Below are 25,521 nucleotides of genomic sequence, written 5' to 3' on the forward strand. Positions count from 1 at the left end.
GGGACCTTTCGCCCATGGATTGATTACCTTGTGCCCTCGGGCATCGGCCGTCGATCCGCGCACACTGTCGGGTGCGCGCCGTTGGGGGAAGGAAGGGGCAGCCGATGGACGGGCGGAGCCCCGAGGCGTGCCTGAACGACGTGGCCTGGTGCCGGCGGATCGCCCTGCTGATGGTGTTCGCCCTCGCCACGATGACGTGGGTGGGCTGGGCGACGGGTGTTGACCGGCTGACCCGCATCCACCCGACCTGGCCGGAGATGATGCCATGGACGGGCGCGTGGCTGGCGGGGCTGGGTGCGGCGATTCTGCTCCAGTCGGGTAGCCCCTCGCGGGGGCGCGCGTGGGCCGGGCGAGGACTGGCGCTGGTCGTGGGCGCCCTCGCCGTGATCGTGCTCGCGGAGTACGCCACCGGCAGGCCGTCGTCCGGATTCGACCAGGTGTGGTTCGGTGACGCGGTCCGTGCGTCACGATGGAGCTGGCCGGGGCGGCCGAGCCCGCAGACAGGCGTGTCGGCGCTGTTCCTGGCGGCGGCCACCGGCCTGATCCGAGTGGATCGCGGGACCCGCGTGGTCCGGCCCGCGTGCACCGCCGCCGGCGGGGCCATCCCGTTCGTCACGGTCGGTGCCTACCTCTTCGACGCGCTGGCGCTGGTGGGCACCTCGCCTTCGACCGGCCAGGCACTGATGACGGCGTCGGCGCTGTTGCTGGTCGCCGCGGCGACGGCGCTGGCGCGCCCCGACCGGTTCCCGGTCGCCTGGCTGCTCGCGCGCCCCGACCGGAAGTCGCTGCTTCGGCTGGCCGGCCTGCTCGCCGCGCTTCCGGTCGTCGTCGCGGTATCGCGGCCGATCTTCCTGGGGCTCGGGGTCGGACCGCACGCCGAGTGGACCTTCTCGATCCTGCTGGGCACCCTCGTCGTCGGGGTGATCACCTTCGTGTTCATCCAGAACGAGCAGAAACTGCTGATCGAAAAGGAGCTGGCCAGCACCGAGCGCGCCGAGGCCGAGGCGCGCTACCGCATCCTCGCCGACAACGCGGTGGACATCGTCGTGCTCCTTCGCGGTGACGAGGTCGTATGGGTGTCGCCGTCCGTGGAGGCCGCGCTGGGCCGCCCGCCGGACGGGTGGATCGGCCCAGGTTTCAACCGCCACATCCATCCGCAGGACATCGAGACGGTCGCCGACGCTGTGGGCAGGGTCGCCGCCGGCGAATCGGTCGTGCAACGGTTCCGAATTCGCTCCGCCGACGGTCAATACCATTGGGTCGAGAGCCACGGCAAACCGTACGTCGACGCCGACGGCAACACCGACGGCATGATCGCCGCGGTGCGCATCGTCGACGAGCAGGTGAAGGCGGAGCAGCGACTGGAACGGCTCGCCCGGTTCGATACCCTGACCGGCCTGGTGAACCGTGCCGAGGCGCTCGGCCGGCTCGCCGCCGCGCTCGAGGAACCGCAACCGGCGGGGACCTATGTCGGCGTCTTGTTCTGCGACCTGGACCATTTCAAGGAAATCAACGACACCTGGGGACACGGGATCGGGGACTTCGTGCTCGCGACCGTGGCAGCGCGGATTCGGGGAAGCGTTCGCCGTGGCGACACCGTCGGCAGGACCGGGGGCGACGAAATCCTCGCCCTGTTGCCCGGCGTCCGCAACATCGACGAGCTCGCCCGGATCGCCGAGAAGATTCGCTGCCGGGCCGCCGAACCCATCCGCGTGTCCGGCAATACGATTTCCGCCACTCTGAGCATCGGCGCCACGCTTGCCCTTCCCGGCGATACCGTCGACGCGGTCACCGCCCGGGCGGACGCCGCCATGTACCAGGCCAAATTTGGGGAGCGGAACACCGTCGTCCGGAATTAGGCCGCCCAGCCATCGACATGCGCCGGGTGCTATCCGGTAGGTTTTTGCCGACGGCAGCTCGTTACAAGAGAGGGCAAATATGTCAAGGACAGTGGTGGTGGGCGCCTCCAGCGGGCTCGGTCGTTGCATCGGTGTCGGCCTCGCCGAGCGGGGCGATCAGGTCGCGCTGCTGGCCCGGCGCCGCGAGCGCATCGAGGCGGCGGCCAAGGAGGCCGGCCCGGGCGCGGTCGCCATCGAATGCGACGTCACCGACGAGGCGTCGTGCCGGTCGGCGATCGCCTCCGCCGCCGACGCCCTCGGCGGCATCGACAACATCGTCTACACCCCGGCCGTCGGCCCGCTGGTCCGCATGGTCGACACCGATGCCGCCACCTGGCGGCGCATCTTCGACACCAACGTGATCGGCGCCGCGCTGGTGACCGCCGCGGCGCTGCCGCACTTGACGGTCTCCGCCGGCAAGGCGGTCTACCTGTCCTCCGACGCGGGCACCTTCGGGCCGCCGTGGCCGGGCCTGGGCGCCTACGGCGTCAGCAAGGCCGCCCTCGAGCGGATGGTGGACGCGTGGCGGGCCGAGCATCCCGACATCGGGTTCACCACCTTCATCGTCGGCGAGTGCCCGGGCGGCGAGGGGGACGCGGCGACGGGCATGAACATCGGCTGGGACATGGACCTCGCCATGAAGGCCGTCCCGCTGTGGGCGTCCCGCGGCTGCATGCCGGGAAAGCTGATGCCCGTCGAGGACCTGGTCGACGTCGTGCACACCATCCTGCGGACCAACTCCGCGACCTCGATGCCGGTGGTGGTGGCCCGGGGCGCACCGGCCAGCCCCGCCGCGTTCGCCGACTCCGCGCAGTCCTAGCGGCCCAGCTTCTCGCGAACCAGGTCGGTCAGGAAACGCCCGGCCGAGGTCGGCCGGAAGGCGCGGGCGGCCCCGGTGAGTGCCTCGCGGGCGTCCGGGGGCAGGTCGATGTCGGCGGCGGCGACGTTGAACTCGAGCTGCTCGACGCTGGACGCGCCGGGGATGGCGACGACACCCGGATAACTGATCAGCCAGGCCAGCGCGACCTGGGCCGGCTTGGCGCCGACGGTGGTCGCGACGTCGCGAAGCGTCTGCAACAGCGGCTCGACCCGGCGCAGGTTCTCGGTGCCGAACAGCGAGTTCAGCGCCCGGATGCCCCCGGGCCGGTTGTCCAGGCCGTACTTGCCGCCGAGCAGCCCCTGCTCGAGCGGGCTGTAGGCGATGACGATGCGGTTCTCCCGCTCGGCGAAGGGCACCAGGTCCTCCAGCGGCCCGGCGTGGGCCAGCGAGAAGTGCACCTGGTTGCTGACGACCGGCCGACCGAGCGCGGCGTCGGCCTTCCGCCACCGCGCGAGCGAGTAGTTGGAGACGCCGACCGCGCCGATCTTGCCGGCGTCGAGTAGGTCGCGCATGCCCGGCATGATCACCGTGTCCGGAACCAACGGGTTGGATTGGTGAATCTGGTAGAGCGGGATGCGGTCGACGCCCAGCCGCCGCGCGCTGGCGGCCTCCCGCTGCTTGACCACGGCGGGGAACGGCGCCACCGGCATGATCTTGCTGGCGACGGCGACGCTGGCGCGCCCGTCGCCGAGTGCCTCGCCGAGGATCCGCTCGCTCTTGCCCAGCCCGTAGACCTCGGCGGTGTCGAAGAGCGTCACCCCCAAAGCCAGGGCGCGGCGCACGATCTCGCCCGCGGCGCCGGACGCGTAGCCCTCCCCGTAGCCCCACTCCCGTGACCCGAATTGCCAGGTGCCCAGGCCGATCCGGCTGACCCGGCCCACTCCGTCGACGTCGACATACCTCATAGGCCCACCCTAGCCAGGCAGCTTGCCCAGCACGTAGGTGGCGATGCCCAGGCCGCCCTGCCGCGGCTGAGCGCCGTCCGTCGTGCCGCTGCAGGACACCATCAGGTCGACGACCACGTTGGCCTTGGCCGCGATGACGCGGGCCGAGCGGATCTGCACTCCCCGGGGCGTCAGATCCTGGGTGGTGACGCCGTTGCCGGCGTCGGCGGGTGCGCCGACCGAAAACGTGAGCGACTCCCCGTTGCGGGGTGTGAGCGTCACGGTCGAGCCGCCACATTGGCGCCATCCCGAGAGCAACGCCGCCAGCTGTGCCCGGGCGGCGGCCGGGTCGTGGAAGGCCACGACCGCCTCGATCACCTGGGTGGACTTCAGGAAGCTGCGCGAGTCGCGGAACTCCGCTGCGCGGTATCCGGTGACGGCGGCACCGGCGTAGGCGTCGGGCGTTCCGGGCGCGATGCTGCCCCAGCATTCCGGCCGGTCGATGGCCCCCTCCGCGCTGGATCGGCCCAGGCTGTCCCACGTCTGGCCGGCCTCGAGATTTTGATCGGACGTGATGTTGCGCAGGGCGTCGGCGCCGGGCAGCAGCGCCGCCAGGGCGTCCGGCGCGACCGGACCAGGGGGCGCCGGGGGTGCCGCGCCGGAGGTGGTGGCGGGCGCGGCGGTCTGGGTGGACGGGGTCGCGCCCAAGGTGGCCCACGCGACGACGGCGACCACGGCGAGCGTCATGAACGCGTACGACAGCGCCAGCCCGACACGGGCGCGGTCCCGGCCGAGCTCCCCGCTGCGGCGGATTTGCGCCAGTCCTGCGTGGCCCAGGACCGCCCCGACGGGCGCGAACACGAACGCGAAAACCAGCGACAGCGTCGCCAGCACGTTGACCGGCGGCCGATAGGGCACCGCGGGCGGGGGCGCCAAGACGGGCGGCGGTTCCACCGGCGACGGCGCGGGCGGAACCCGGCCGAGCGGGTCGTAGGTATAGGGGTTCTGCCAATACGGGTCCTGCGGGTTGGTCACGCCAGCGCCTCCTTACCGGCCAACCTGCCCGAAATGTAGCCGAAGCCCGGGCGTCAGAGGCGCGGCTTGGCGACGCTGACCACGTAGGGCACGTCGGCGAGGGTCAGGTACACCCGGTGGGGCCCGATCGCCATGCCCGACAGGGGCGCGGATTGGGCCGCGGGCGGCAGCCCCGCCCGGTAGCCGATCGCGCGGACCACCGGGATCGTCCCCGCCGGGAAGCCGGTGAAGCTCGCCGTCTCCAGCACCACCACCTCGTGGTCCGTGGCGGCGTAGATCCGGGTGTCGTCGGTGCCCAACTCGCGGATCGGGGACGGCAGCCGGGTGCGGGCCAGCACCGTGAGCCCCTCCCCGCCCCGGCGGGAATCCACGGCGTAGAGCGTGGCGTCGTCGTGGCCGGCCACGTAGCTGCGCGTCACCGCGGTGCCGTCGCCCGCCGACACCGCGACGTCGATCCCCAACGACCCGCGCTCCGCCGGAGGTGACGAAGAGCCTTGGTAATGGCGGATTCCGGACGGCGCATAGGCGTGGTAATCGATCTCGCGGCCGCGATTGGCGCCGTCGATGGTGTCCGCGGGATCGCCGGTGATCCGGGCGGTGGGTAGCTTGCGATCACCGTGCTGATCCACCGGTGTCACCGTCGTTCCGTCCGCCGACAGCGCGAGCAGCGTGCGCAACCCGGCGTCCTCGGACAGATACGCCGGGGCGGGCCCGGCGTCGAAATCGCCGATCTGGCGCAGGCTTTCGAGGTCGACCTCGGCGACCCTGCCGCGCTCGGGCTGCGGCACGAACACGATCCGGTCGTCCCGCTGGCTGATCTGCAGGTTGCGTCCGGCCGCCACGGGCGCCGACAGCCGCGTCCTGGCGTCGCCCGGGCGGTCACCGGCGGTCACCTCGGCCAGCCGGCGGTCGCCGGTGAGCGCGACGAGGGCGTGCGTCCGATACGACCACACCGGCCCGCGCAGGGGCGCGGCGACCGACCACAAGGCGACGTCCGGCGCGCTTTCCAGCGACGCCCCCGGCGCCGCGCAGCCGGCCGTCACGACCAGCGCGCCCAGGATCGCCGCCCGACTGCGCATTCCGGTTGTCACCATCGTTCTCCTCGTTCGCGACTTGATGAGGAACTACCCACTGGTGCACGGCCGTACCGTTTGGTCGCCGAATTCGTCGGGTAGCCGAACAGAAGCGCGCAACAGCCCGCGCGCGGAACAAATGGGAAGGACATCATGGCTCAGAGCGCCATCACGTCGCCCACCGATGTGGTCGACTTTCTTGTCAGTCAGCACGAGCAGATCAAATCGTTGTTCGCCGAAACCCTGGCGGCGTCGGGCAAAGAACGCGAAAAGGCGTTCGTCGAACTGCGCCGACTGCTCGCCGTCCACGAAACCGCCGAGGAGGAAATCGTGCACCCGCGGGCCAAGCGGAAGCTTTCCGACGGCGCCGCGGTGGTCGACGAGCGACTGCACGAAGAGCACGAGGCCAAGACGGTCCTGCAGAAGCTGGAGAAGCTCGACGTGGACAGCGCGGAGTTCACCAGCCTGCTGACTCAGCTGCGCGACGCGGTCGTCGCGCACGCCGAGCACGAGGAGCACGACGAATTCTCCAAGCTGGGCCAGGAATTGAGCGGCGACGAGCTCGAGCGGATGGGCCGCGCGGCCAAGCTCGCCGAGGCGATCGCGCCCACCCGGCCGCACGCCGGAGTCGAGTCGCAGGCGGCCAACCTGGCCGCGGGACCGTTCGCGGCGATGCTCGACCGGGCCCGCGACGCCATCGTCGGCAAGGGCTAGCACGACTCGATGGGGCGCCCCCGCAGGACCTGGGTGGGGGCGCCCCAGCCCCGTCGGGTAGGCAAGGGAGCGCCATGACCGCAACCAAGGCACCGGGGGCCGAGCATTACCTGCCCGAGCAGCGGTGCCTGGATTCGCTTCGGGCCGCGGCCGAATGCTGCCGGGGCTGCCCGCTTTTCGCCGACGCCACCCAGACGGTGTTCGGCCGCGGGCATCCCGGCGCACCGATCATGCTGGTGGGCGAGCAGCCGGGCGACCAGGAGGACCGCGCCGGTGAGCCCTTCGTCGGGCCGGCCGGGCGGCTGCTCGCGCGCGCTCTGGAAGACGCCGGCATCGATCCCTCGCTGACGTACGAGACGAACGCGGTCAAACACTTCAAGTTCACCCGCAAGGGCGGCAAACGGCGGATCCACCAAAAGCCGGGACGCACCGAGGTGGTCGCCTGCCGGCCCTGGCTCATCGCCGAAATCGAGGCGGTGCGGCCGCACGTCGTCGTGTGCCTCGGCGCGACCGCGGCACAATCCTTGCTGGGCACCGACTTTCGCGTCTCCACCCAGCGCGGCCAGCAGTTGCGGCTGCCCTCCTCCGTCGTCGACGTCGACCCCGAGCCGGCCGTGGTGGCGACGGTGCATCCGTCGGCCCTGCTGCGCGACCGCAGCGACGGACGCGAGGAGGCCTACCGGCTGTTCGTCGACGACCTGCGCAGCGCCGGCCCCAACCTCTGAGCCGGCAACGCGTCGTCACTTCTTGTGCGGCATGAATTCCTGCGCCTTGGTCTTGAGGCCGACCTTGACGAAGCCGACTCGGTCCTCGTCACCCGAGAGCACCGCGGTGGTGGCGGCCTTGAACTGATCCCAGGTGGCGTGCGGCGGGATCGGGGGCATGTTGGGATCGGTGAACACGTCCAACACGGTGGGGCGGTCCGCCGAAAGCGCGTTGCGCCACGCGTCCCCGAGTTCCTCGGGGTCCTTGATGGCCATCGCGTTCAGGCCCAGGCTCGCCGCGAACGCGGCGAAGTCCACGTCGGGAAGGTTTTGGGACTCGGCGAATTTCGGCGATCCGGCCATTGCGCGCATCTCCCAGGTGACCTGGTTGAGATCGTTGTTGTGCAGGATCGCCACGATCAGCCGCGGATCGCCCCACTCCTGCCAGTAGCGCTTGATCGTGATCAGCTCGGCCATGCCGTTCATCTGCATGGCGCCGTCACCCACGAAAGCGATGACCGGCCGCCGCGGGTGAGCGAACTTCGCGCCGATCGCGTACGGCACGCCGGGGCCCATCGTGGCCAGCGTGCCCGACAGCGAGCCGCGCATGTTGCCGCGGAACTTCAATTGGCGCGCATACCAGTTGGCCGCCGAGCCGGAATCGGCGGTGACGATGGCGTCGTCGGGCAGCATGGGGGACAGCTCGGAGAACATCCGCATCGGGTTGACCGGGTCGGCGCTGACCTTCGCCTCCATCTCCATCGTTTCCCACCAGCGGGACACGTTGGATTCGATGGTCTCGCGCCACTTGCGGTCGTCCTTGCGCCGCAGGTGCGGTATCAGCGCCCGCAGTGCCGACTTCGCGTCGGAAACCAGGTTGACCTCATACGGATAGCGCATGCCGATGAAGCGGCCGTCGATGTCGATCTGCACCGCGCGGCACTGATCGAACTGCGGCAGGAACTGCGTGTAGGGGAAGCTGGAGCCCACCGTCAGCAGCGTGTCGCAGTCCCGCATCAGCTCGTAGCTCGGCCGTGTCCCCAGCAGTCCGATCGAGCCGGTCACCCAAGGCAATTCGTCGCTCAGCACGTCCTTGCCCAGCAACGCCTTGGCCGCGCCGGCCCCCAGTAGGTCGGCGACCTCGATCAGCTCGTCGCGGGCCCCGCTCGCGCCGTTGCCGACCAGCATGGCAACCTTCTTGCCGGCGTTGAGCAGGTCGGCCGCCCGCCGCACCGCCGCGTCTTCGGGGTCGACCGCCGGCCACTCGATGCCAAGGCTGGAGGGCACCATCTTGAACGCGTGCGTGGGCGGCGAATACGGAAGCTCCTGCACATCCGACGGGATGATGATGGCCGTCGGCGCGCGCTGAGCGATCGCCACCCGGATGGCACGGTCCAACACATTGGGCAATTGTTCTGGCACGGTGACCATTTGGACGTAGTCGCTCGCGACATCCTTGAACAAGCTCAGCAGGTCGACCTCCTGCTGATAGGAACCGCCCATAGCGCTGCGGTTGGTCTGTCCGACGATGGCCACCACCGGAACGTGGTCGAGCTTGGCGTCGTACAGGCCATTGAGCAGATGGATCGCCCCCGGACCCGAGGTGGCCATGCAGATCCCGACTCGATCGGTGAACTTCGCGTAGCCCACCGCCTCGAATGCGCTCATCTCCTCGTGCCGCGACTGGATGAACATGGGCTTGTTGTCGGCGCGGCCAAATGCGGCGAGGATCCCGTTGATGCCGTCGCCCGGGAAGGCGAAGACGTGCTCAACGCCCCACGCCCGCAGTCGCTCCAGCAGGTAGTCCGAGACCTCTTGCTTAGCCATTGGTGTTCCTCCTAGACAGACGGTTTTCGATGACGATTCGCTAGCTACGCCGGCCGACGCCGAAGCCCCGGGGGCGTGCGGTTTGCTGCGAAGGCCCACGGCCGTCCGTTTCGACCGCAGTCAGACGTGAATGGGCAGGCTGAAGCGCTTCCCACACGACGTGGCATACCCACGATCGCCGCCGTTATTCGTCGGGTTTCCTGTGAACGAGCCGCCGGTCGGCTTTATTCGGCTAAAAGCCTTGCGGTGCGCCGTTTCCGACGTAGCCCAAGCCCCTCTTACGCCATGGTCGGGTCGAGCGAGTCGTGGTGTTCAGCACGACGATCGCTCGCCCGCCTTGGCCGCGCCGACTCGTCGCGCCTCACCTGTGCAGGAGGCCGGCCCACGGCGCGTCAGGCGCTCTTCAGCAGCACGGAGGTGCCAGCGCCCTTGGCCACTCGGCGGATCAGCATGCGGGTGGCCTTGTCCAGGATTTCCTGAGCCGCGTCGGGATCACGCGCGCGCTCGGCGCGGCGGGTCGCCGCGGCGATCGTCAGCCCCTGCTCGTAGCCGGCGACGACGCGGGGATCCACATAAGACCCGCGGGCCACCGCCGGGGTGTTGCCGAGCTCCTCGGCGACCTCCTTCATGACGGCGGACTCGACCCGCTTGGCCACCCGCTGCGAGACGGCCGGATCGGCGTCGGCGAACGCGGTGGCCGCCAGCACCGTTCCGTGCCAGGTGCGCAGGTCCTTGACAGTGAATTCGTTCCCGACCAACTCCTTGAAGCGGGCGTTGAGGTCGTCGGATCGGACATCGAGCCATCCGGTTGCGTTGCGGCACACCAAGAGTCGTTCGGTTCGCTCGGGCCGGCGCATGAGGGCGCGCACCGCCCGGACCACTTCGGGGTCCTCGATTTCCACCGTGCGCCGCACGCCGCTCTTGGCGGGGAAGTCGAAGGCCACCGCGTCGCGCCGGACCTGCACGTGTTCACACAGCAGGGTGGCCAGCCCGTACGACTCGTTCTCCTCGGCATACTGCTCGCTGCCGGCCCGGAAGTAGCCGCGATCGAGCAGCCGCAACGCCACCGCGAGCACCCGCTTACGCGTTAAGCCGCTGCGCGTCAGGTCTTTTGCGATGGCGGCGCGCCAATGGGGCAGGCGCGTGGACAGTTCCAGGACGCGGTCGAACTTCTCTTCGGCACGTTCCTGTTGCCACGCGGTGTGGTAGAGGTACTGGCGGCGGCCGGCGGCGTCCACGCCGACGGCCTGGATGTGGCCATTGGGATGCGGTGAGATCCACACGTTCTTCCAGGCCGGCGGAATGACCAGATCCTTGATGCGCTGCAGGGTTTCGGGGTCGGACAGCAACTCGCCGTCGGGCCCGTAATAGGCGAAGCCCTTACCCCGGCGCTTACGCGCGATCCCCGGCTTGTTGAGCACACTGCGACGCAGCCGCATCTTTCCCTCCAGTCACGTTGACTGGACAATTACCCGTCACGAGGGCCGTTCACACGTGAAGCGAAACGACCCGCCACAGCGTCGTGGCGGGTCGCTTCGAGCCGGGATCAACCGGCCATGAACTCCTGGTAGGCCGACTCCAGCGTCGGCGGCAGGGCCTTGACGTTGCACTGCCGCTCGGTGTCACCGATCGGTGCCAGGATGCCGCGCAGGTCGAAGTACTCCTGGGGGTGCGCGGTGAAGTAGCCCCGCAGGTTGGACTCGGCCTCCGGCCTCGGCTGGGTGTAGGCGGCCCTGACCACGTCGTTGGCGCCCGGGTGCGCGGCCAGGTACTGCTCAGCCGAGCCCTGCGCCGACGAGACGGTGGCGTTGACCCCGCCGGGGCTGCAGTCGGGCGCTGCGGCCGCCGACGGCGCGCCGACGAGCCCCATGGTGATCCCCCCGAGCAGGCAGCCGGCACCGACGCCGGCCAGCCGCCGGCGCGCGACAATACTGCTGATTTTCATGATGAATGTGTCCTTCGAAATTACGAATTGATTCTTGCCAGAGAGGCTCCCGATCCTCGAAAACCAAAGTAGCGGAATTCAACAGTGGTCGTGATCGCCCGCGAGGAACGGAAAGTGCGCCAACCCCGCGAAGCGGCCACGGAACGCGGGCGTTCACTAAGCGAACAGTCAAATCCGCCCGGCTATGTTGAGAATTCTTAGAAACGGGCCGGCAATTCTTAAGGATTCGTGATCAGGATCGTGACGGAATCGTGACCTGAAATCACCGTCGCTGCGTGCCATTTGCGGAGGCGCGGATCAGTTGGAGCGCCTCGCCGATCGAATCGACCAGGGGCAGGCCGAGTCCGGTCACCACGCGGGTGAGCCGACGCAGGGCGACACCGCCGATCACGCTGCAGTGCAGCCGGGCGAGCCGGCACTCATCCTGCACGAGCAGCAGCACACGAAGGCCCGCGCTGCCCAGGTAGTCCACGCGGCTGAAGTCCAGGATCAGCGGGGCCCGCAGTCGCACGAAGCGCCGGATCGCCTTGGCGATGAGGTCGGCGTTGGACGCGTCGATTTCGCCACTGACGCCGAGTACGGTGGCCAGGCCGTGCGCCTGCACGTCCAGTCGCGCCCCGGCGCAATCGATTTCGTAGCAGTGGAGTCGTTGTTCGACTCGGTAGGGTTGAGCAGTCATATCGTCGCCCCATCGGATGGGTGAGTGAGGAGCGACCGGTGCCCACGGCCGCTCGCGTGAGGGCAGCTGTGGATTCAACCTGAGGTGACCATAACGCCGTTGCCTCCGTCGGCGCAGGAAAATGACGACGGCCCGCGGTGACCTGGTGTGGTCACCGCGCTCGACCAGCGCATCCGGCACCGAATGGTCCGCGCACCGTCGGCAACTCTTCGTTTTCTGGCTAAGGACGACCGGTCAGGTCTGGGAGAAATCCGGCCGGTGCAGCGTCGCGCCGTCGCCGTCCCCGTCGGTGCTCGCCGGCGGCACCGTCCGGAGCCAGGTTTCGACGTCGGGCCCGACGACCACCGCGCGTTCGGGGGCGAGCAATGCCCCGGCGGCGAGCGCGGGAACGGCGGGCTGCACCACCCGCACCGCACGGCCATCGCCTTGCTGGGCAAGGACTTTCGAGGTCAGCTCGGGCAGCCGGATGGCATCGGGACCCGTGATGGTGCGCGGCGTGTGCGTCTGTCCGAGGGCCGCCTCGACGAGGACGTCGGCGACAGTGTCGGCCGCGATGGGCTGTATCAGCCAATCCTCCACGATCACCTCGTTCCCGTCACAAATCACCGGCCCCGCTGGGCCGGTGGCGGATTCATACCACTGGGTCGACTTCACGACCGTGGCCGGGACCGGGCCCTCGAGAAGGATCTCTTTCGCCGCGCGTTTGCCCTCGAAGTAGGGCAGCCCGTCGAACACCGGATCGTCGATGCCGGCCAACGTCGCCACCACCAGACGCTGCACGCGCCGCGCGGAGCAGACACCCATGACGTTGCGGGCGGCCAGCGTCTCGGTGGCGGTGGGGTGACCGTCGTGCGGCTCGGGGTTGGCGACGTCGATCGCGACATCGACTCCTCTGAGCGCCCGGTACAGGCTCTCGCCGTCGAGCACGTCGACGCCGTGGGTGCGGGAAACCTCCACGACCGCGACGCCCCTGGCCCTGAGCCTGGCGACGACGCGCGACCCGGCGGTCCCGGTCGCCCCGATCACGGCGACGGTGGTCAAGAAACCTCACCCGCTTTCGTTGGTGGTCGCTCATTACTACCCACCGGATCGCGTCCCAAACGGTCCAATTTGAAGGTGGAATCGTTCCGTGATCGCGCGCACAGCGGTCTGCGCGTTTGACGGTTCGGCCGACGGGAACGCCGTATGAGCGAGATGCACAGTAAACAAAAGGGAGGTCGACCCCATGGGGGATGACAAGAGCGGACCGCAGGAAGCGGTCAAGGGCGCCGTCGAGGGCGTCAAGGGCAAGGTCAAGGAGGCCGGCGGGACGGTGCTCGGCCGCGACGACATGGTCGAGGAGGGCCAGGCCCAGCAGGACAAGGCCGACGCCCAGCGCGACGCGGGCAAGAAGGAGGCCGAAGCCGAGTCTGCGCGGGCCGGCGCGAAGGCCGCCGAGGAGCGTCAGAAGGAAAACCAGTAGCACGCTGACGAAGGGGTCCGGTTCCGTCTAGGGGCCGGGCCCCTTTTTCGCTTTCGCGGGCGTGCCGGGTTTCAAACCGCGCGGGCCGGTTATTCCTGGCTACGACCGGATGAACGAGGTGGAACATGGGCCTGAGCGATCGCGTCTTGAGCATCGTCGCGTTCCTGCGCGCGGGCTACCCGGACGGTGCCCCCGCCCTCGGCCACTCGCCGGTGCTGGCGCTGCTGCCGCGCCGGGTGTCCGACGACGAGGTCGCCACCATCGCGACGAAACTGCTGGTCCCGACGTGTCGTTCGATCTCCAATGTGGACGTCGGGGTGGAAATCACCCGGGTCACCGACGCGCTGCCCTCGGTAGACGAGATCGCGCGCGTCAAGCGCCGGCTCAGCGCGATGGGATAACCGGCCGGCGATTCACGAATGCACGAGGTCGACGACCAGCGGCCGGTGATCGGAGATGTTCATCGGCTCGGCCGTAACGGCCTTGCCACGCAGTCCGCGATCGTCGGTCAGGATGTGATCCAACTGGCGGTCGGGGGCGTGCGCGGGGAACGTCGCCGCGGCCGCCAGCGCCCGCATGCCCGACCAGCGCCGCACGGTCTTGGGTGTCATGTTGAGGTCCCCGGTCAGCAGCCGCGGGCCCGGGAAGCCGCGCAGGTCGTGCACCAGCCGGCGCAGCTGACGCCGATTCCAGCCGGGCACGAAAGACAGGTGGGTGTTGGCTACCGTCAGCTCGCCCATCGGGGTGCGCATCCGTGCGATGACCGCCGCCCTGGGCTCCTCGTCGACGACCATCACCCGGTTGGGACCAGGCAGGTACATGGGAAAGCGCATCGGAATGCGGGGCAGCCGCACCACCTGCCAGCTGGTCACCGGGTACCGCGACAGCAGCGCGATGCCGTAGGCGGCGGTCCCGGGCTGTTCTCGACCCGTCGCGGCCATCCACGTCGCCCCGGGCGTGCCGGAGATCGCGGCCACGAACCGGTGCTCCACGGCGCCCATCGCCTCGGCCGCCACCGCGGTGAGATCGGCCCGCTCGGACCGCGGCTGATCGCAGTCGACCTCTTGCAGGCTGAGCACGTCGGGATCGAGCCGGCGCACGCAGTCCCGCAGCCGTTGCACCTCCACCCCGTCGCCGACGGTGCGGCCGTGCAGGATGTTGAAGGTCGCCACGCGCATAGGGTTTCTCCTACCCATTTCTCCTAGCCACTCTCGGGGTCGCACTGTCATGCGTCGGCGGCGGATTCAGCGCACGCCCGGCACCCCTTCGCGTCCTGCCACCGACCTTCCGTCGCCGGTGTCGAACGCCTCGATGACGACATCGTGATCCTGGTAGCGGCCCAGCGACGTCAGCCCGGGTGTCCCCGCGATGACGGCGTGGGCCGCGTCGCCGGTGAGTGGGTAGTCGGTCACGTCGTGACGCCAATGCGCGGCGAGGATCATTGCGCCGCGCTCCAGCCGGGGAAATTCGCGACGCAGCACCGCGGTGAGTGTTTCAGGCGCCAGGTAGTAGGCGACCTCGCTGAGTACCACCAGGTCGAACGGCCCCGCGGGCCACGCCGCGTCCAGCGACGACCGGGTCAGCGTCACCCTGTCGCGACAGCCGGCCCGCCGCAGGCGGGCGTCGGCGCCGCGAAGCGCGGCATCGGCGACGTCGACGGCCGTCACGTGGTCGCAGCGCTCCGCCAGCCGCGCGGTCAACGTGCCGATGGAGCAGCCCGGCTCGAAGGCGTGCCGATACCGGAGGGCTGGCAACAGCGCCAGGGTGATCGCGTACTTGCGTTGCTCGTACCACCGCGTCGAGAGCTGCCAGGGATCGTCGGTGCCGACGTACATCCGGTCGAAGTAGGCGTCGGGCAGCCGCGTGGTCACCGGAAGACCACTTCCCCCACGGTGAGCAGGCGCTGCAGGACGAACGGCGGCAAGACGGGTGGTGTTTCACCGCGACCGGGCCGCAACTGACTCCGATAGCACTGCGCCGCTTGGCGTTTGCGGTTGACGGCCCAACCCGGGGCGGGAACCGATCTGGCGCGGTCCCACGGCACCGCGGGGTCGGCCGGAGCGGCCCAGTGCCACATCCAGACCGGATATTCCAGCAACGCGACGCCGGTGCGCACGCATGCCGCCACGGCCGCGCGGCCCACGGCTTCGTGGTCCGGATGTCCATCGCCTCGCCAGGTGGCGGCGCACCAGGTGTCGGGGCCCGCCGTCCGCAATATCCCCACCAACGCCTCGGTGAGCCGATCCTGGTGGTTGGCCAGCTCGCCGTCGGGCAATCCTAGCCGGACCGGCGGAGCGGAACCCAAAATACTTGTGGCCCTGCGGAGTTCGTATCGACGGGTGGTGGACAGCCGAATCCGGCCGGACAGCGTCGCGCCCGGCTGGGCGGCACCGCCGTCGCTGACCGACACCACCCGGACGTCGACCCCCGCCGCCGCCAAGTGTGCGATGGTCGCGCCCAGGCCGAAGGTTTCGTCATCGGGGTGGGCCGCCACGACGATCAGGCGTCGGCATCCGGCGAGGTCGAGCGCGGGCAGGGGAGCGCGCTCAAACGCGGCTAGCCACAGGGGTGCTGGGGTGCCGCCGGAGGTCAGCGGCTTGGCCGCGAACCTGGCGCTGTTGCTGATCGGCGCGGTCCTCACGGCGTCCTCAACGCTGGCTGCCCGCGAGCCGCCCGAGCTCGGCGAGGTCGCGCTCGGCGTGGCTTTGCCGAATGTAGATGCTCAGGTCGGCGACCCGTTGGGCGTGCCGACCATCCTGGCAGAGTGGCCCCGGGCCCAAGGCGCGGCCGGTGCGGGTGATGGCTTCATCGACCGCGTGCTCCACCACCGTGCGCACGCGACGGGCCAGCAGTTGAGCGGTGCCGGTACGGTCGAACGGGTCGGCGTCGACCTGCGCCGCCGCGGCGGCCAGCATCGCGTCGCCGGCGGCCAGCGCGGCGTCGACGGCGCCGAGATGGGCCAGCGAATAGGCATCGGCGGATTCGCTCTTAGCGCAACGGTATAGCGGATCTGCGACGCGGCGTGCGCCCCCGAGCCAACAGGCGGCCACCCCGATCGCGCCGTGCCAGAACCCGGGCCGGTCCAGGTAGTCGCCGGGGTCGCCGACCGCGACGGCGTGGGTGTTGGTGAACTGCACGGGCCGCGTATCGCTGCCGGCCATGCCGGCGTTCCACCAGGTGCTGGGCAGCGGTTTCACGCTCCCGTCAGTCACCTGGACGGCGAACAACCCCCGCGTGCCGTCCTCCAGCCGGGCGGTCACCAGAGCGTGGGTGCAGAACCCGGCGCCCGAGCACCACACCTTGGTGCCCGCGAGTGTGAATGCACCGTGGGTGTCGGTGGCGGTGAGCACCGCGTCCGGGGACTCCGCGGCCCAAACTCCCCACAGTTGGCCGGATTCCGGTGGCTTACCGCCCAACTCGTGAAGAATCGCGACCGCATCGACGTGCGCTTCGGCGACCCTGGCCGCCACGATGTTCTCTTCGGCCAGCGACGAGAGCCGTTGCCAGCGCTCGGCGGTGCGCCCGGAGGCGGGCAGTGGGAGCTCGAGTCGTTCCGACTCCAGCCAATGCCTGACCAGTCCCGCCGTCACGCGCAATCACCCGCCGCCGATCTCCCCAGTTGCCTGAGGTGGTGAGCGAACCCGTGTGGCGCCCGAGCCTGGGTTCGCGCCGACGTGATGACGGAGAGTTCGGTGTCGCGGTGAACGCGGTAGCCGGCGGCCTCGAACCGCTCGACCAGGTCGGAATCCTCGCCGGAGGCGAGCGTGCGAAAGCCGCCGACGCGCCAGTAGGCCCGTGCGCTGAAACCCATGTTGGCGCCGTGTATGTGGTCGTGTTGGTCGCGCCGGTAAAGCGGGTTCGCTTGGTAGGACTGCAAATAGCGGTTGACGACTTCGGCGCCGTGGTGGCGCCAGTCGGTGACTCGCACCACGCCCAGCACCATGTCGGCCCGCGCCCGGAGTTGGTGCACCAGCCAGTCGGGGTCGACTCTGCTATCCGCATCGGTGGTGGCGTACCAGCACCGGTCGGGGTCCCCGACCAGCGACCGCGCGTAACCGAACCCGACCGCCCGCGCCGTGCCGACGTTGTGCGCCTCGACGCTGATGAAGTGCACATCGGGCCCGTACTCGCCGGCCAACTCGGCACTGCCGTCGTCGCAGTCGTCAAGCACCACAACGACGGTGACCGGGATGGGGGCGCACAGGGCGGCGGTGAGGACGGCGCGCAGGCAGGCCGGCAGCTTCGCCCGCTCGTTGCAGGCGGGGATTACGACGGCGGCGGCTTCGTAGGCGCCGAGCCAAGCGGTTGACACCTCGAAAGATTTTCCCAATTGGGGGCAGATTAAACGGGCTTACCAATCTCCGGCCGCGTTAGCGCAGGTTGCACTGGCCGTCGGCCGGGTATGACTTGGGCACCATGGGACCGATCGAGACCCACGTCGACGCACCCGCTTCCAGCATGCAGCTGCGGGAAGCGCTGCGCGGCGCCGCGTCGGCGCTGAAGGAGAACGGCCCCCGCTTCGCGCTGGCGGGCAGCTACGCGTTGTGGGCCTACGGTGCGCCGGAGCCCACCCATGACGTGGACCTGGTGGTGGCCGAGTCGGACGTGGAGGACGCCGTCGCGACGCTGCGCAATGCGGGCTTCGCCATCGAGCGTCCCCCGGAGGATTGGCTTTTCAAGGCGCGCACCGGCGACACGGTGGTGGATGTGCTGCACCGCCTCAACGGCGTGCGGGTGGAGTCGTCCACGCTGGACTGCGCCGAGCAGCACGACGTGCTCGCCGTCAGGATGCCCGTGCTACCGCCGACGATGGTGCTCGTCCAGCAACTTCGCGCCCTGGGCGAGCACTACTGCGACTTCGCCAGGCTGCTGCCGGCCGTGCGCGCCGTCCGCGAGCAGCTGGACTGGGAGCGGATCCGGGCGCGCACCGCCGGCAACGATTACGCGGTCGCCTTCCTGGTGCTGGCCGAGCGGCTCGGCCTCACTCAGTGATTGCGCAGCTTGGCTACCAGCTTGTCCTTCGTCAGGTTCGAATACCCTGACATGCCAAGCTCTTTCGCCCGCTTCCTCAACTGTGGGACGGTCCAGTCCTGATACGACCCGGACTTCCCGCCCTTGCGCGAAACCGAGGACTTGCCCCGCGCGGCGGCCGCGTTGGAGATGCGGGCCGCCTTTTCCTTGGAGTCACCCTGCTTGCGCAGGTCCTTGTACAACTTTTCGTTCTTGATCGACGAGTTCGGCATGATTCACCCTCCTGTCCGCGACCAGACAACTCAGGGTGCCCGCCGCGGCCGCGGTGAAAACCCAGGTCTGCGAATCCCCGACAGCTATCCCGCGCGGAGTTGAATACCTACTGCGGAGTTGAATACCTACTATTGATGCGGGTAGTCGAAAGTGATGACTGACGAATCCGGCGGCTTGCGTGGCGTGGTGGCGATCGGCGCCTCCGCGGGGGGAGTGGAGGCGCTGTCGAAGCTGGCGGCGGGTTTGTCCGCCGATGTGCCGTACGCCTACCTGGTGACCCTGCACATTCCCGCCGGCGCGCCGAGCGTGTTGGCTCGCATCGTCGACCGCAGCGGGCCGTTGCCGGCCGTCACCGCGGAGGACGGCGCCAAACTCGAACCCGCGCGAATTTACGTCGCCCCGCCCGATCGACATCTGCTGGCTGCCGACCACCGCGTGGTCCTCTCGCAGGGCCCGACCGAGAACGGGCACCGGCCGGCGATCAACGCGCTGTTCCGCTCGGTCGCCCTGGCATTCGGGCCCCGCGCGATCGGAGTCGTGCTCTCGGGCGTGCTCGACGACGGTGTGCTCGGCCTGGGTGCCATTCGGTCCCGCGGCGGTACCACCATCGGCCAATCACCCGACGACGCGTTGTTCCCCGCCATGCCGGCCAACGCGCGCGACGCCGGCGTGCTGGATCATGATGCGGCGGCCGCCGACATCGGCGCGGTCCTCAAAGAGCTGTCGCACCAGAAGACCAAGGACCCCAACATGGAACGCGACGCCGCGATGGAGCTCGAAAACCGGATCGCCATGATGTCGCGGTTTTCGACCGACTTCGACACCCAACAGCTCGGCACCCCGTCCGGGTACACCTGCCCGGACTGCAACGGCTCCCTGGTGTCCATCAGCGAAGGCAACTTCCGCTGCCAGGTGGGGCACGCCTGGACGGCCGACGCGCTGCTGGCCGCGCGGGACACCGAGGTCGACGGCGCGCTGTGGGTGGCGCTGCGCAGCCTGCAGGAGAAGGCCCGATTGGCGCGGCAATTGGCGGACAAGGCTGGACCCGGTCCCCTGAAGATGCGTTACAGCGGCCTCGCCGAAGAAACCGAACGGGCGCTGGCGGTGCTCAGCGACCGGTTGTCGGCCACCGCTCCGCACGGCGGTGATGGCGGTGACTGAGTCGGCCATCCGCATCGCCGCCGAAGAACAACAGGACATGCCGATCCTGGTGGCGGACGGCGTGCTGGACAGCTCCACGTATCGCGGCCTGCGCGACATCGTGATCAAGGCCGCGCTGGACGAGCCCCGCGCGGTCATCGTCGACGTCGACCGGCTCACCGTGCCGACGGCCTCTGCCTGGACCGTTTTCACCAGCGCTCGCTGGCACGTCAGCACCTGGCCCGACGTACCCATCCTGCTCGTGTCCGCGGAACCGTCCGTCCGGCGGGCGATCATCGGGGTCGGGGTGGCCCGCTACGTGCCCGTCCACGCGAGCCGCGAGCTGGCGCTGGATGCCGTGCGCGGCCGGGCGCTGCAGATCAGGCGCCGCGCGCGCACCGAGCTGCCCCGTTCGGACGGCACCCTGGGGATGGCCCGAACCGTCGTCACCGACTGGCTCACCGAATGGGACCGGCGCGCGGTGATTCCCATCGCGACCACCGTGGCCACCGTCTTCATCGAAAACGTGCTCCACCACACCGAGAGTGCCCCGGTGCTAATCGTCGAAAGCCATCGCGAGGCCGTCACCGTCGCCGTACAGGACGCCAGCGACCAGTTGCCGGTCCGGCACGAGGACGGCCGGCGCGGCGCGGAAACCGTGTCCGGTCTGGCCATCGTTTCCGCGCTGTGCCGGACGTGGGGCGCCACCCCCACCTCGTCCGGCAAGACCGTCTGGGCGATGGTCGGTCACGACGATCGATTCTGACGACCGCGAGTAGTGTTCAAGTCCTTCGGCCAGGCTCGATGCGGACGGGACTTGAATGGACGGCACGACTGACGAGGCTTTCGAGGCCCTGCTGCGCTACATGCGCGATTCGCGGGGCTTCGACTTCACGGGGTACAAGCGCACGTCGCTGATGCGCCGGGTCCGCCACCGAATGGATCAGGCGGGCTACAGCACATTCGAGGAATACCTCGACTTTCTGCAGGCCAGTTCGGACGAATTCGCGGCCCTGTTCAACACCATCCTGATCAACGTCACCGCCTTCTTTCGCGACCCGGACGCGTGGGAGTACATCGCTTCCGAGGTCATTCCGCGGATGCTGGCCGAGCGTGGTCCCGGCGATCCGATTCGGGTGTGGAGCGCGGGATGCGCCTCCGGCGAGGAGGCCTACACGCTGGCCATGCTGCTGGCCGAGGCGCTGGGCGCCGAGGGTTTCCGGCAACGGGTCAAGATCTACGCCACCGACATCGATGAGGACGCGCTGACCGAGGCGCGGGCGGCGTCCTATGACGCCAAGGCCGTCGAGTCGGTGCCGCCCGATCTCCTGGCGCGCTATTTCGAACAGGTCAACGGCCGCTACGTGTTTCAGAAGGAGTTGCGCCGCGCGGTGATCTTCGGCCGCAACGATCTGGTCAAGGATGCGCCCATCTCCCGCGTCGACCTGCTGGTGTGCCGCAATACGCTCATGTACCTCAACGCCGAGACTCAGCGAAACGTCCTGGGCCGCTTGCACTTTGCGCTCGCACCGCAGGGCACGCTGTTCCTCGGGCACGCCGAGATGTTGCTCAGCCACGGCGACCGGTTCACGCCGCTGAACCTCAAGCACCGCATCTTCCGCAAGGCGGTCGGAAGCCACAGCGGGGTCGAGCGCTACGACCCCGCCGGTGCGTTCTACGAACGCAACGTCGACCTCACGGGCCTGACGACGGTGCGTGACTTGGCTTTCCGCGCCAGCCCGGTGGCCCAGATCGTGATCACCGGCGAGGACACCGTCGCGATGATCAACCAGCAGGCCGAGGCGCTGTTCGGGCTCTCGGCCCGCGACATCGGCCGGCTGCTGCGCGACCTCGAAGTCTCCTACCGCCCGGTCGAGCTGCGCGCCTATCTGGAGCAGGCCAAGGTGGAGCGGCGCTCGGCGCGCATCCAAGACGTCAAGTGGCAGCGACCGGGCGCCGAGACCGTTTGGTTCGAGATCCACGTCAATCCGCTGGTCGACGCCGAGAACGGGCTGCTGGGCGTGTCGATCGTGTTCTTCGACGTCAGCGCGACGCGCGCGCTGCTGGACAAGGTGGTCCAGACCAATCGCCAGCTGGAAGTGGCGTACGAGGAGTTGCAGTCCACCAACGAGGAACTGGAGACCACCAACGAGGAATTGCAGTCCACCGTGGAGGAATTGGAGACCACCAACGAGGAGCTGCAGTCCACCAACGAAGAGCTCGAGACGATGAACGAGGAGCTGCAGTCCACCAACGACGAACTGCACACCATCAACGACATGTTGCGGGAACGCAGCCTCGAACTCGACGAGGCGAAGGTCTTCCTCGATTCGCTGGTCGACTCGGTCCAGATGGGCATGGTGGTGGTGGATCGCGAGATGAAGGTGATCCTGTGGAACCGCGGGTGCGAAGAGCTGTGGGGCCTGCGGTCCGAGGAGGCGGTGGGAACCCGGCTGACCGCCCTGGACATCGGCCTGCCCCTGGACAGCGTGCGGTCCTTGATCGGCAATGCGTTCGTCGACGCCGACAGTTCCGGTGAGACGGAAGTCGACGCGATCAACCGCCGGGGGCGCCCGACCCGGGTGCGCGTCACGTGCACGTCGTTCCGGTCGGGTGAGGGCACGGTCGGGGGCGCCCTGTTGCTCATGGAGGTCGTGAGCTAGCCGCGTCAGTGGCCCCACCGCGCGGCCGCTTCCTCGGCCGCCTGGTGCGCCAACTGCGCGCGCCGCCGCGACTCCGCGGCCCTGCGTCGCGCCATCGCCACCGATTCGGTGGTGGCGCCGAGTCCGGCGGATAGGTCCCTGCGTCGACGGCTGAGCTCTTCGGCGCGTTCGCGCGCCAGGTCGGCCCGGCCCGCCGCGGTGTTCACCAGGTCGCTGCGCCGGAGTTCGGGCAGTTCGCCGACGTCCTCCGCCCCGCACCGGTCGCCACCGTGGTGCGGCGGCGGTTCGGGCAGCGGCGCTCCCTCGACGATGCCGGTCAGCACGCGGCCGATCTGGTGGATCGGCAGCACGAGGTCGGCGCCGGCGCGCGCCGCCGCCACGGGCATCGACGTGTACAGGGCCGTCTCCGGACTCTCCGCGATGACGATGGCGCCGGCCCGCTTCATCGCGGAGGTACCCGCGGCCCCGTCCTGCCCGGAGCCCGACAACACCACCGCGACGCTGCGCGGTCCGTACGAGGCGGCGACCGACCGCAGCAGCACGTCGAAGCGGCGCACGCCCAGATCCCTGATCGGGCGCAGGCGACAGCAGCCGTCCGGCGTCAGTTCAAGGTGCATCCCCGGCGGACAGACCACCGCCTGACCCGGGCAAAGGGGCCGCCCGTCGTGGGCCCAACAGACTTGCTGTGCGGTCTGCCGCCGAAGGATCGCCGGGAGGACGCTGTCGTGGGCGCCGAGGTGCTGCTGCACGACGATGGCGGCCGGGAAATCGCCCGGCAGATCACCGAGGACCGTCGAGAGCGCGTCCAACCCCCCCGCCGACGACAACAGGACTACCAGTTCGACGGCGGGCCGATGCGGGTCGCTGGCCACCCTTTCAGTCTTCCAAATCGACGACCACACCACAGTCCGGCGAACGATCCCGCCCCACCGCGGCTATCCGCCATGCGAAACGGCGGCGCTTCAGGCGAAGCCCCGCGCCGCCACGGTTTCGCCGGTATGGGGCCGGGTACGCCATCACGCCATGGGCGACGCAACGGGGTTGAAGTGAGGATTGCGATCGTCAGCGGCGACGACATTGTCGGTGACGACCCGCAGGAACTGTCCGCCGCACTGGCGGCCCGCGGAAATGCCGTCACCAGGTTCGTCCGGCAGAACCGACGGCGGCCCGCGGGGATCGGAACTTGCGGCCACCGCACAGTGTCGATCTCCGTCGGGCCGCGGTCGACGAATTCGGACCTGGACGTGCTGCCCTACGTCGGCGACTGGGCGGGGGCGCTCGCAGACGAGTGGTCCGCTGAGGCGCCCGACGTCGTGCACGCGTACGGGTGGCTGGGCGGTTTGGCCGCCCAGCTGGCCGCACGGCGCCAAGGGGTGCCGGCCGTCCAGAGTTTCCTGGGCCTGGCCACCGCGGGCGCGGCGCCCTCGCCCATGGGCGCGCCGGCGGAGGGCGAACGGCTCCGCGTCGAACCGCTGTTGGCTCGCAGCGCCAACTGGGTCACCGGTGAGAGCTCCGACGACGTCGACGCGCTCGCCAGGCTGCGCCGCAGCCGGGCCCGCGTATCCGCTTTGACAAGCGGGGTGGACGTCGAGCGATACAACTCGAGCGGCCCGGCGCAGGCCCGCACCGACCTGCATCGCATTGTGTGCCTTGCGCCGAACCCCAAGCCGTGCAACGGCTTCGACATTGTCATCAGGGCGCTGGCCAGGGTCCCGGGCACGGAACTGGTGCTGGCGGAGACGGAAGCCTCGAATCGTGAGTGCGACGAGGCGCGGCTCAAACTACAACTTCTCGGCGCCGGGTTGGGGGTGTCCGACCGGGTCCGGTTTGCGGGCACCGTTTCCGGCGATCGACTGGCGATGCTGCTGCGGTCCGCCGATGTGGTCGCCTGCACCCCGCGACAACCTCCACGCGCCACCGCGGTGCTACAGGCGATGGCCTGCGGCGTGGTGGTGGTGGCCTACGGCGTCGGCGTGCTCAGGGACGCCGTGGTGGACAACGTCACCGGCCTCGTGCTGCGCCCGGAAACTCCCACCCAGTTGCCAGCCGCGTTGAGAAGCCTTCTCGCGCAGAGGTTTCAGTGTATGAGCATGGGTTCTGCCGGTCGCAGTCGTGCGCTGTCTCGATATGCCTGGGACCGGATCGCGCTCGACTGCCTTAACATCTACCAACGGGCGGGTTCCACAACTTGGATGCCGCAACGCTTGCAGTCATCGGGCATCCGGTGATGCAATGAGGGCAGCGCGCAACACCCTGGGGGAGCGCCGACTATGACCGCCTTGACGAGCGTTACCGACAACACCGGCCCCGGTGAGGTGGCCGGCGCGGTCGGCCGACTGCCCGTTACGGACCAAACCGACCCCAGCCGCATGGGCGATGCTGTGCGGCAAGCCCGGGATCCGGGCTCGGCACTTCGGCGCGACCAGTTCCGCACCGTCGATCCGCGGGCCGCGCGGCAGTTCCTGGCCGGCGCCTACCACCCCGCCTGGCGCATCGCCGGACTCACGAGCCGGTCGGCCGTCTCCCATCGGCGGTGCGAAGCGGGCGCCGCGACGGTCGACGACGTGATGATCCAGGGCCGCGTCTCGCTGGAGATTGTGGCCTCCGAAAGCATCATCGTGATCCAGCCCCGCGGGGGCTCGATGAGCGTCGCCGGGGGGCCGCCCGCGACGGTGGATTTCCCGGTGCTGGTCGCCCAAGGCATGCCGTGCGTGTTGCAGTGCAACGGCGCCCGGTTCGATGTGGTCAGCCTGGCCGCCGACGTGCTGCACAAGGTCGCCGCGGACTGGGGTGCCCCGCCAGCCCGGCAGATTCATTTTTCGGATTGGCGCCCGCGTTCGCGCGCCGCCGTGCGGGCGTGGCACCGGGCGCTGGATTACGTCGCCTTGACCCTGGCCGGACCGGACACAGCTGACCAGCCACTCGTGGTCGCGGGGCTGGCCCCGTTGCTGGCCGGCGCGCTGCTGGAATGTTACCCGTCCAACGTCACGGAGCTGGACCTGGCCAATGAGCCCGCACTGCCCGAAACCCTCAAGGAAGCAGTGGCTTTCATCCATCGACACGCCGGCGGGGACGTCAGCATCAACGACGTCGCGGCCGCGGTGCACCTCACGCCCAGGGCGGTGCAATACCTCTTCCGCCGCCAACTCGGCAGCACCCCAACGGAATACATCCGCCGCGTCCGCCTCAGCCGGGCCCATCAAGACTTATTGGCCGCCACGCCATCCCACGCCACCGTCACGGAGATCGCCCAGCGATGGGGTTTCGCGCACACCGGCCGATTCGCGGTGCTGTACCGGCAGACCTACGGTCAGAGCCCGCACACCACCCTCCGGCACCTGACCGCGGGGTCGTGATCGCGACACGCCGCTGA

At 69.4% G+C, this 25,521-nt stretch carries 27 protein-coding genes; 12 read left to right on the forward strand and 15 right to left on the reverse strand.

Annotated elements, in window-relative coordinates; translation table 11 throughout:
• Window positions 1-104 precede the first annotated feature (104 nt).
• Both A5704_RS02270 and A5704_RS02275 read left to right on the forward strand, forming a co-directional pair.
• Entirely contained in the window at window positions 105-1,859 is a 1,755-nt protein-coding gene (locus A5704_RS02270) for a sensor domain-containing diguanylate cyclase (protein WP_067781887.1), read from the forward strand.
• 91 nt (window positions 1,860-1,950) lie between these two features.
• A complete protein-coding gene (locus A5704_RS02275) occupies window positions 1,951-2,718 on the forward strand; it encodes an SDR family oxidoreductase (RefSeq protein WP_082954751.1) in 768 nt (255 codons plus the stop codon).
• Here A5704_RS02275 and A5704_RS02280 read toward each other — a convergent pair.
• Genes A5704_RS02280 through A5704_RS02290 form a run of 3 tightly spaced genes read right to left on the reverse strand, consistent with a single transcriptional unit; the run spans window position 2,715 to window position 5,776 of the window.
• Window positions 2,715-3,683: an aldo/keto reductase gene (locus A5704_RS02280; RefSeq protein ID WP_067887197.1), complete on the reverse strand. Its 969-nt coding sequence runs from the start codon at window positions 3,681-3,683 to the stop codon at window positions 2,715-2,717. The two genes, A5704_RS02275 and A5704_RS02280, sit on opposite strands and share 4 nt — an antisense overlap.
• A gap of 9 nt (window positions 3,684-3,692) precedes the next feature.
• Entirely contained in the window at window positions 3,693-4,697 is a 1,005-nt protein-coding gene (locus A5704_RS02285) for a sensor domain-containing protein (RefSeq protein WP_067887201.1), read from the reverse strand.
• A gap of 53 nt (window positions 4,698-4,750) precedes the next feature.
• Window positions 4,751-5,776 (reverse strand): hypothetical protein, encoded by a 1,026-nt coding sequence (locus A5704_RS02290; protein WP_231968730.1) that lies wholly within the window; start codon window positions 5,774-5,776, stop codon window positions 4,751-4,753.
• Window positions 5,777-5,923: 147 nt separating this feature from the next.
• Between A5704_RS02290 and A5704_RS02295 the strand changes: the two genes are divergently transcribed.
• Both A5704_RS02295 and A5704_RS02300 read left to right on the forward strand, forming a co-directional pair.
• On the forward strand, window positions 5,924-6,484 hold the full coding sequence (locus A5704_RS02295; protein WP_067761092.1) for a hemerythrin domain-containing protein: 561 nt from the start codon (window positions 5,924-5,926) through the stop codon (window positions 6,482-6,484).
• Window positions 6,485-6,558: 74 nt separating this feature from the next.
• Window positions 6,559-7,209: a UdgX family uracil-DNA binding protein gene (locus tag A5704_RS02300; protein ID WP_067887207.1), complete on the forward strand. Its 651-nt coding sequence runs from the start codon at window positions 6,559-6,561 to the stop codon at window positions 7,207-7,209.
• 15 nt (window positions 7,210-7,224) lie between these two features.
• On the opposite strand, the gene A5704_RS02305 is transcribed toward A5704_RS02300, so the two are convergent.
• The 5 genes from A5704_RS02305 to A5704_RS02325 form a co-directional block, all read right to left on the reverse strand.
• Entirely contained in the window at window positions 7,225-9,015 is a 1,791-nt protein-coding gene (locus A5704_RS02305; protein WP_067761087.1) for a thiamine pyrophosphate-requiring protein, read from the reverse strand.
• 392 nt (window positions 9,016-9,407) lie between these two features.
• Entirely contained in the window at window positions 9,408-10,454 is a 1,047-nt protein-coding gene (locus A5704_RS02310; RefSeq protein WP_067761084.1) for a DNA topoisomerase IB, read from the reverse strand.
• 107 nt (window positions 10,455-10,561) lie between these two features.
• Window positions 10,562-10,960 (reverse strand): heme-binding protein, encoded by a 399-nt coding sequence (locus tag A5704_RS02315; RefSeq protein ID WP_067761081.1) that lies wholly within the window; start codon window positions 10,958-10,960, stop codon window positions 10,562-10,564.
• Window positions 10,961-11,222: 262 nt separating this feature from the next.
• Window positions 11,223-11,639 carry an STAS domain-containing protein gene (locus A5704_RS02320; protein WP_067887209.1) on the reverse strand — a complete coding sequence of 139 codons (417 nt, stop codon included), beginning with the start codon at window positions 11,637-11,639 and terminating at the stop codon, window positions 11,223-11,225.
• A gap of 234 nt (window positions 11,640-11,873) precedes the next feature.
• Window positions 11,874-12,680 (reverse strand): SDR family oxidoreductase, encoded by an 807-nt coding sequence (locus tag A5704_RS02325; protein ID WP_067887211.1) that lies wholly within the window; start codon window positions 12,678-12,680, stop codon window positions 11,874-11,876.
• Window positions 12,681-12,864: 184 nt separating this feature from the next.
• Here A5704_RS02325 and A5704_RS02330 point away from each other — a divergent pair, with 184 nt between their 5' ends.
• Together A5704_RS02330 and A5704_RS02335 are read left to right on the forward strand one after the other, a co-directional pair.
• Window positions 12,865-13,101: a general stress protein CsbD gene (locus A5704_RS02330; protein WP_067761077.1), complete on the forward strand. Its 237-nt coding sequence runs from the start codon at window positions 12,865-12,867 to the stop codon at window positions 13,099-13,101.
• A 125-nt stretch (window positions 13,102-13,226) separates the two neighbouring features.
• The gene (locus tag A5704_RS02335) at window positions 13,227-13,502 is read left to right on the forward strand and encodes a DUF3349 domain-containing protein (RefSeq protein WP_067887214.1); all 276 of its coding nucleotides are present in this window, start codon (window positions 13,227-13,229) and stop codon (window positions 13,500-13,502) included.
• Window positions 13,503-13,514: 12 nt separating this feature from the next.
• Here A5704_RS02335 and A5704_RS02340 read toward each other — a convergent pair whose 3' ends face one another.
• From A5704_RS02340 to A5704_RS02360, 5 genes are all read right to left on the reverse strand, one after another.
• Window positions 13,515-14,279, reverse strand: coding sequence for an endonuclease/exonuclease/phosphatase family protein (locus tag A5704_RS02340; RefSeq protein WP_067761073.1), 765 nt, complete (start codon window positions 14,277-14,279; stop codon window positions 13,515-13,517).
• A gap of 66 nt (window positions 14,280-14,345) precedes the next feature.
• Window positions 14,346-14,972: a cyclopropane-fatty-acyl-phospholipid synthase family protein gene (locus tag A5704_RS02345; protein ID WP_231968728.1), complete on the reverse strand. Its 627-nt coding sequence runs from the start codon at window positions 14,970-14,972 to the stop codon at window positions 14,346-14,348.
• The gene (locus A5704_RS02350; protein ID WP_067761071.1) at window positions 14,969-15,742 is read right to left on the reverse strand and encodes a PIG-L deacetylase family protein; all 774 of its coding nucleotides are present in this window, start codon (window positions 15,740-15,742) and stop codon (window positions 14,969-14,971) included. Before A5704_RS02350 ends, A5704_RS02345 begins: the two co-directional genes overlap by 4 nt.
• A gap of 7 nt (window positions 15,743-15,749) precedes the next feature.
• On the reverse strand, window positions 15,750-16,691 hold the full coding sequence (locus A5704_RS02355) for an acyl-CoA dehydrogenase (protein ID WP_067761068.1): 942 nt from the start codon (window positions 16,689-16,691) through the stop codon (window positions 15,750-15,752).
• The gene (locus tag A5704_RS02360; RefSeq protein ID WP_067761066.1) at window positions 16,688-17,413 is read right to left on the reverse strand and encodes a glycosyltransferase family 2 protein; all 726 of its coding nucleotides are present in this window, start codon (window positions 17,411-17,413) and stop codon (window positions 16,688-16,690) included. Before A5704_RS02360 ends, A5704_RS02355 begins: the two co-directional genes overlap by 4 nt.
• A gap of 104 nt (window positions 17,414-17,517) precedes the next feature.
• Here A5704_RS02360 and A5704_RS02365 point away from each other — a divergent pair, with 104 nt between their 5' ends.
• On the forward strand, window positions 17,518-18,093 hold the full coding sequence (locus tag A5704_RS02365; protein WP_067887217.1) for a nucleotidyltransferase family protein: 576 nt from the start codon (window positions 17,518-17,520) through the stop codon (window positions 18,091-18,093).
• On the opposite strand, the gene A5704_RS02370 is transcribed toward A5704_RS02365, so the two are convergent.
• A complete protein-coding gene (locus A5704_RS02370) occupies window positions 18,087-18,344 on the reverse strand; it encodes a Rho termination factor (RefSeq protein ID WP_067761060.1) in 258 nt (85 codons plus the stop codon). The genes A5704_RS02365 and A5704_RS02370 overlap by 7 nt on opposite strands.
• A gap of 154 nt (window positions 18,345-18,498) precedes the next feature.
• Here A5704_RS02370 and A5704_RS02375 point away from each other — a divergent pair, with 154 nt between their 5' ends.
• The 3 genes from A5704_RS02375 to A5704_RS02385 are packed head-to-tail and all read left to right on the forward strand — an operon-like array spanning window position 18,499 to window position 22,148.
• Window positions 18,499-19,506, forward strand: a complete 1,008-nt coding sequence (locus tag A5704_RS02375; RefSeq protein ID WP_067761058.1) for a chemotaxis protein CheB — start codon at window positions 18,499-18,501, stop codon at window positions 19,504-19,506.
• Window positions 19,493-20,251, forward strand: a complete 759-nt coding sequence (locus A5704_RS02380; protein ID WP_067761057.1) for an STAS domain-containing protein — start codon at window positions 19,493-19,495, stop codon at window positions 20,249-20,251. Before A5704_RS02375 ends, A5704_RS02380 begins: the two co-directional genes overlap by 14 nt.
• Window positions 20,252-20,306: 55 nt before the next feature.
• Window positions 20,307-22,148 (forward strand): CheR family methyltransferase, encoded by a 1,842-nt coding sequence (locus A5704_RS02385; RefSeq protein ID WP_067761056.1) that lies wholly within the window; start codon window positions 20,307-20,309, stop codon window positions 22,146-22,148.
• A 5-nt stretch (window positions 22,149-22,153) separates the two neighbouring features.
• Here A5704_RS02385 and A5704_RS02390 read toward each other — a convergent pair whose 3' ends face one another.
• Window positions 22,154-23,020 carry a chemotaxis protein CheB gene (locus tag A5704_RS02390; RefSeq protein WP_082950252.1) on the reverse strand — a complete coding sequence of 289 codons (867 nt, stop codon included), beginning with the start codon at window positions 23,018-23,020 and terminating at the stop codon, window positions 22,154-22,156.
• 174 nt (window positions 23,021-23,194) lie between these two features.
• On the opposite strand from A5704_RS02390, the gene A5704_RS02395 reads away from it, so the two are divergent.
• Complete coding sequence (locus A5704_RS02395; RefSeq protein ID WP_067761055.1) at window positions 23,195-24,376, forward strand: glycosyltransferase; 1,182 nt, start codon at window positions 23,195-23,197, stop codon at window positions 24,374-24,376.
• A gap of 141 nt (window positions 24,377-24,517) precedes the next feature.
• Complete coding sequence (locus A5704_RS02400; protein ID WP_231968732.1) at window positions 24,518-25,504, forward strand: helix-turn-helix transcriptional regulator; 987 nt, start codon at window positions 24,518-24,520, stop codon at window positions 25,502-25,504.
• The last annotated feature ends 17 nt before the right edge of the window (window positions 25,505-25,521 follow it).

Origin of the sequence: Mycobacterium sp. E735 (assembly GCF_001666955.1) — a bacterium.
Lineage (GTDB): Bacteria > Actinomycetota > Actinomycetes > Mycobacteriales > Mycobacteriaceae > Mycobacterium.

What these genes read in the sequence shown, in the direction of transcription:
- A5704_RS02270 (WP_067781887.1), top strand. Translation starts at nt 105, where the DNA reads ATGGACGGGCGGAGCCCCGAGGCGTGCCTGAACGACGTGGCCTGGTGC.
- A5704_RS02280 (WP_067887197.1), bottom strand. Translation starts at nt 3,683, where the DNA reads ATGAGGTATGTCGACGTCGACGGAGTGGGCCGGGTCAGCCGGATCGGC.
- A5704_RS02290 (WP_231968730.1), bottom strand. Translation starts at nt 5,776, where the DNA reads ATGCGCAGTCGGGCGGCGATCCTGGGCGCGCTGGTCGTGACGGCCGGC.
- A5704_RS02295 (WP_067761092.1), top strand. Translation starts at nt 5,924, where the DNA reads ATGGCTCAGAGCGCCATCACGTCGCCCACCGATGTGGTCGACTTTCTT.
- A5704_RS02300 (WP_067887207.1), top strand. Translation starts at nt 6,559, where the DNA reads ATGACCGCAACCAAGGCACCGGGGGCCGAGCATTACCTGCCCGAGCAG.
- A5704_RS02305 (WP_067761087.1), bottom strand. Translation starts at nt 9,015, where the DNA reads ATGGCTAAGCAAGAGGTCTCGGACTACCTGCTGGAGCGACTGCGGGCG.
- A5704_RS02310 (WP_067761084.1), bottom strand. Translation starts at nt 10,454, where the DNA reads ATGCGGCTGCGTCGCAGTGTGCTCAACAAGCCGGGGATCGCGCGTAAG.
- A5704_RS02315 (WP_067761081.1), bottom strand. Translation starts at nt 10,960, where the DNA reads ATGAAAATCAGCAGTATTGTCGCGCGCCGGCGGCTGGCCGGCGTCGGT.
- A5704_RS02320 (WP_067887209.1), bottom strand. Translation starts at nt 11,639, where the DNA reads ATGACTGCTCAACCCTACCGAGTCGAACAACGACTCCACTGCTACGAA.
- A5704_RS02330 (WP_067761077.1), top strand. Translation starts at nt 12,865, where the DNA reads ATGGGGGATGACAAGAGCGGACCGCAGGAAGCGGTCAAGGGCGCCGTC.
- A5704_RS02335 (WP_067887214.1), top strand. Translation starts at nt 13,227, where the DNA reads ATGGGCCTGAGCGATCGCGTCTTGAGCATCGTCGCGTTCCTGCGCGCG.
- A5704_RS02340 (WP_067761073.1), bottom strand. Translation starts at nt 14,279, where the DNA reads ATGCGCGTGGCGACCTTCAACATCCTGCACGGCCGCACCGTCGGCGAC.
- A5704_RS02365 (WP_067887217.1), top strand. Translation starts at nt 17,518, where the DNA reads ATGGGACCGATCGAGACCCACGTCGACGCACCCGCTTCCAGCATGCAG.
- A5704_RS02370 (WP_067761060.1), bottom strand. Translation starts at nt 18,344, where the DNA reads ATGCCGAACTCGTCGATCAAGAACGAAAAGTTGTACAAGGACCTGCGC.
- A5704_RS02375 (WP_067761058.1), top strand. Translation starts at nt 18,499, where the DNA reads ATGACTGACGAATCCGGCGGCTTGCGTGGCGTGGTGGCGATCGGCGCC.
- A5704_RS02380 (WP_067761057.1), top strand. Translation starts at nt 19,493, where the DNA reads ATGGCGGTGACTGAGTCGGCCATCCGCATCGCCGCCGAAGAACAACAG.
- A5704_RS02385 (WP_067761056.1), top strand. Translation starts at nt 20,307, where the DNA reads ATGGACGGCACGACTGACGAGGCTTTCGAGGCCCTGCTGCGCTACATG.
- A5704_RS02400 (WP_231968732.1), top strand. Translation starts at nt 24,518, where the DNA reads ATGGGCGATGCTGTGCGGCAAGCCCGGGATCCGGGCTCGGCACTTCGG.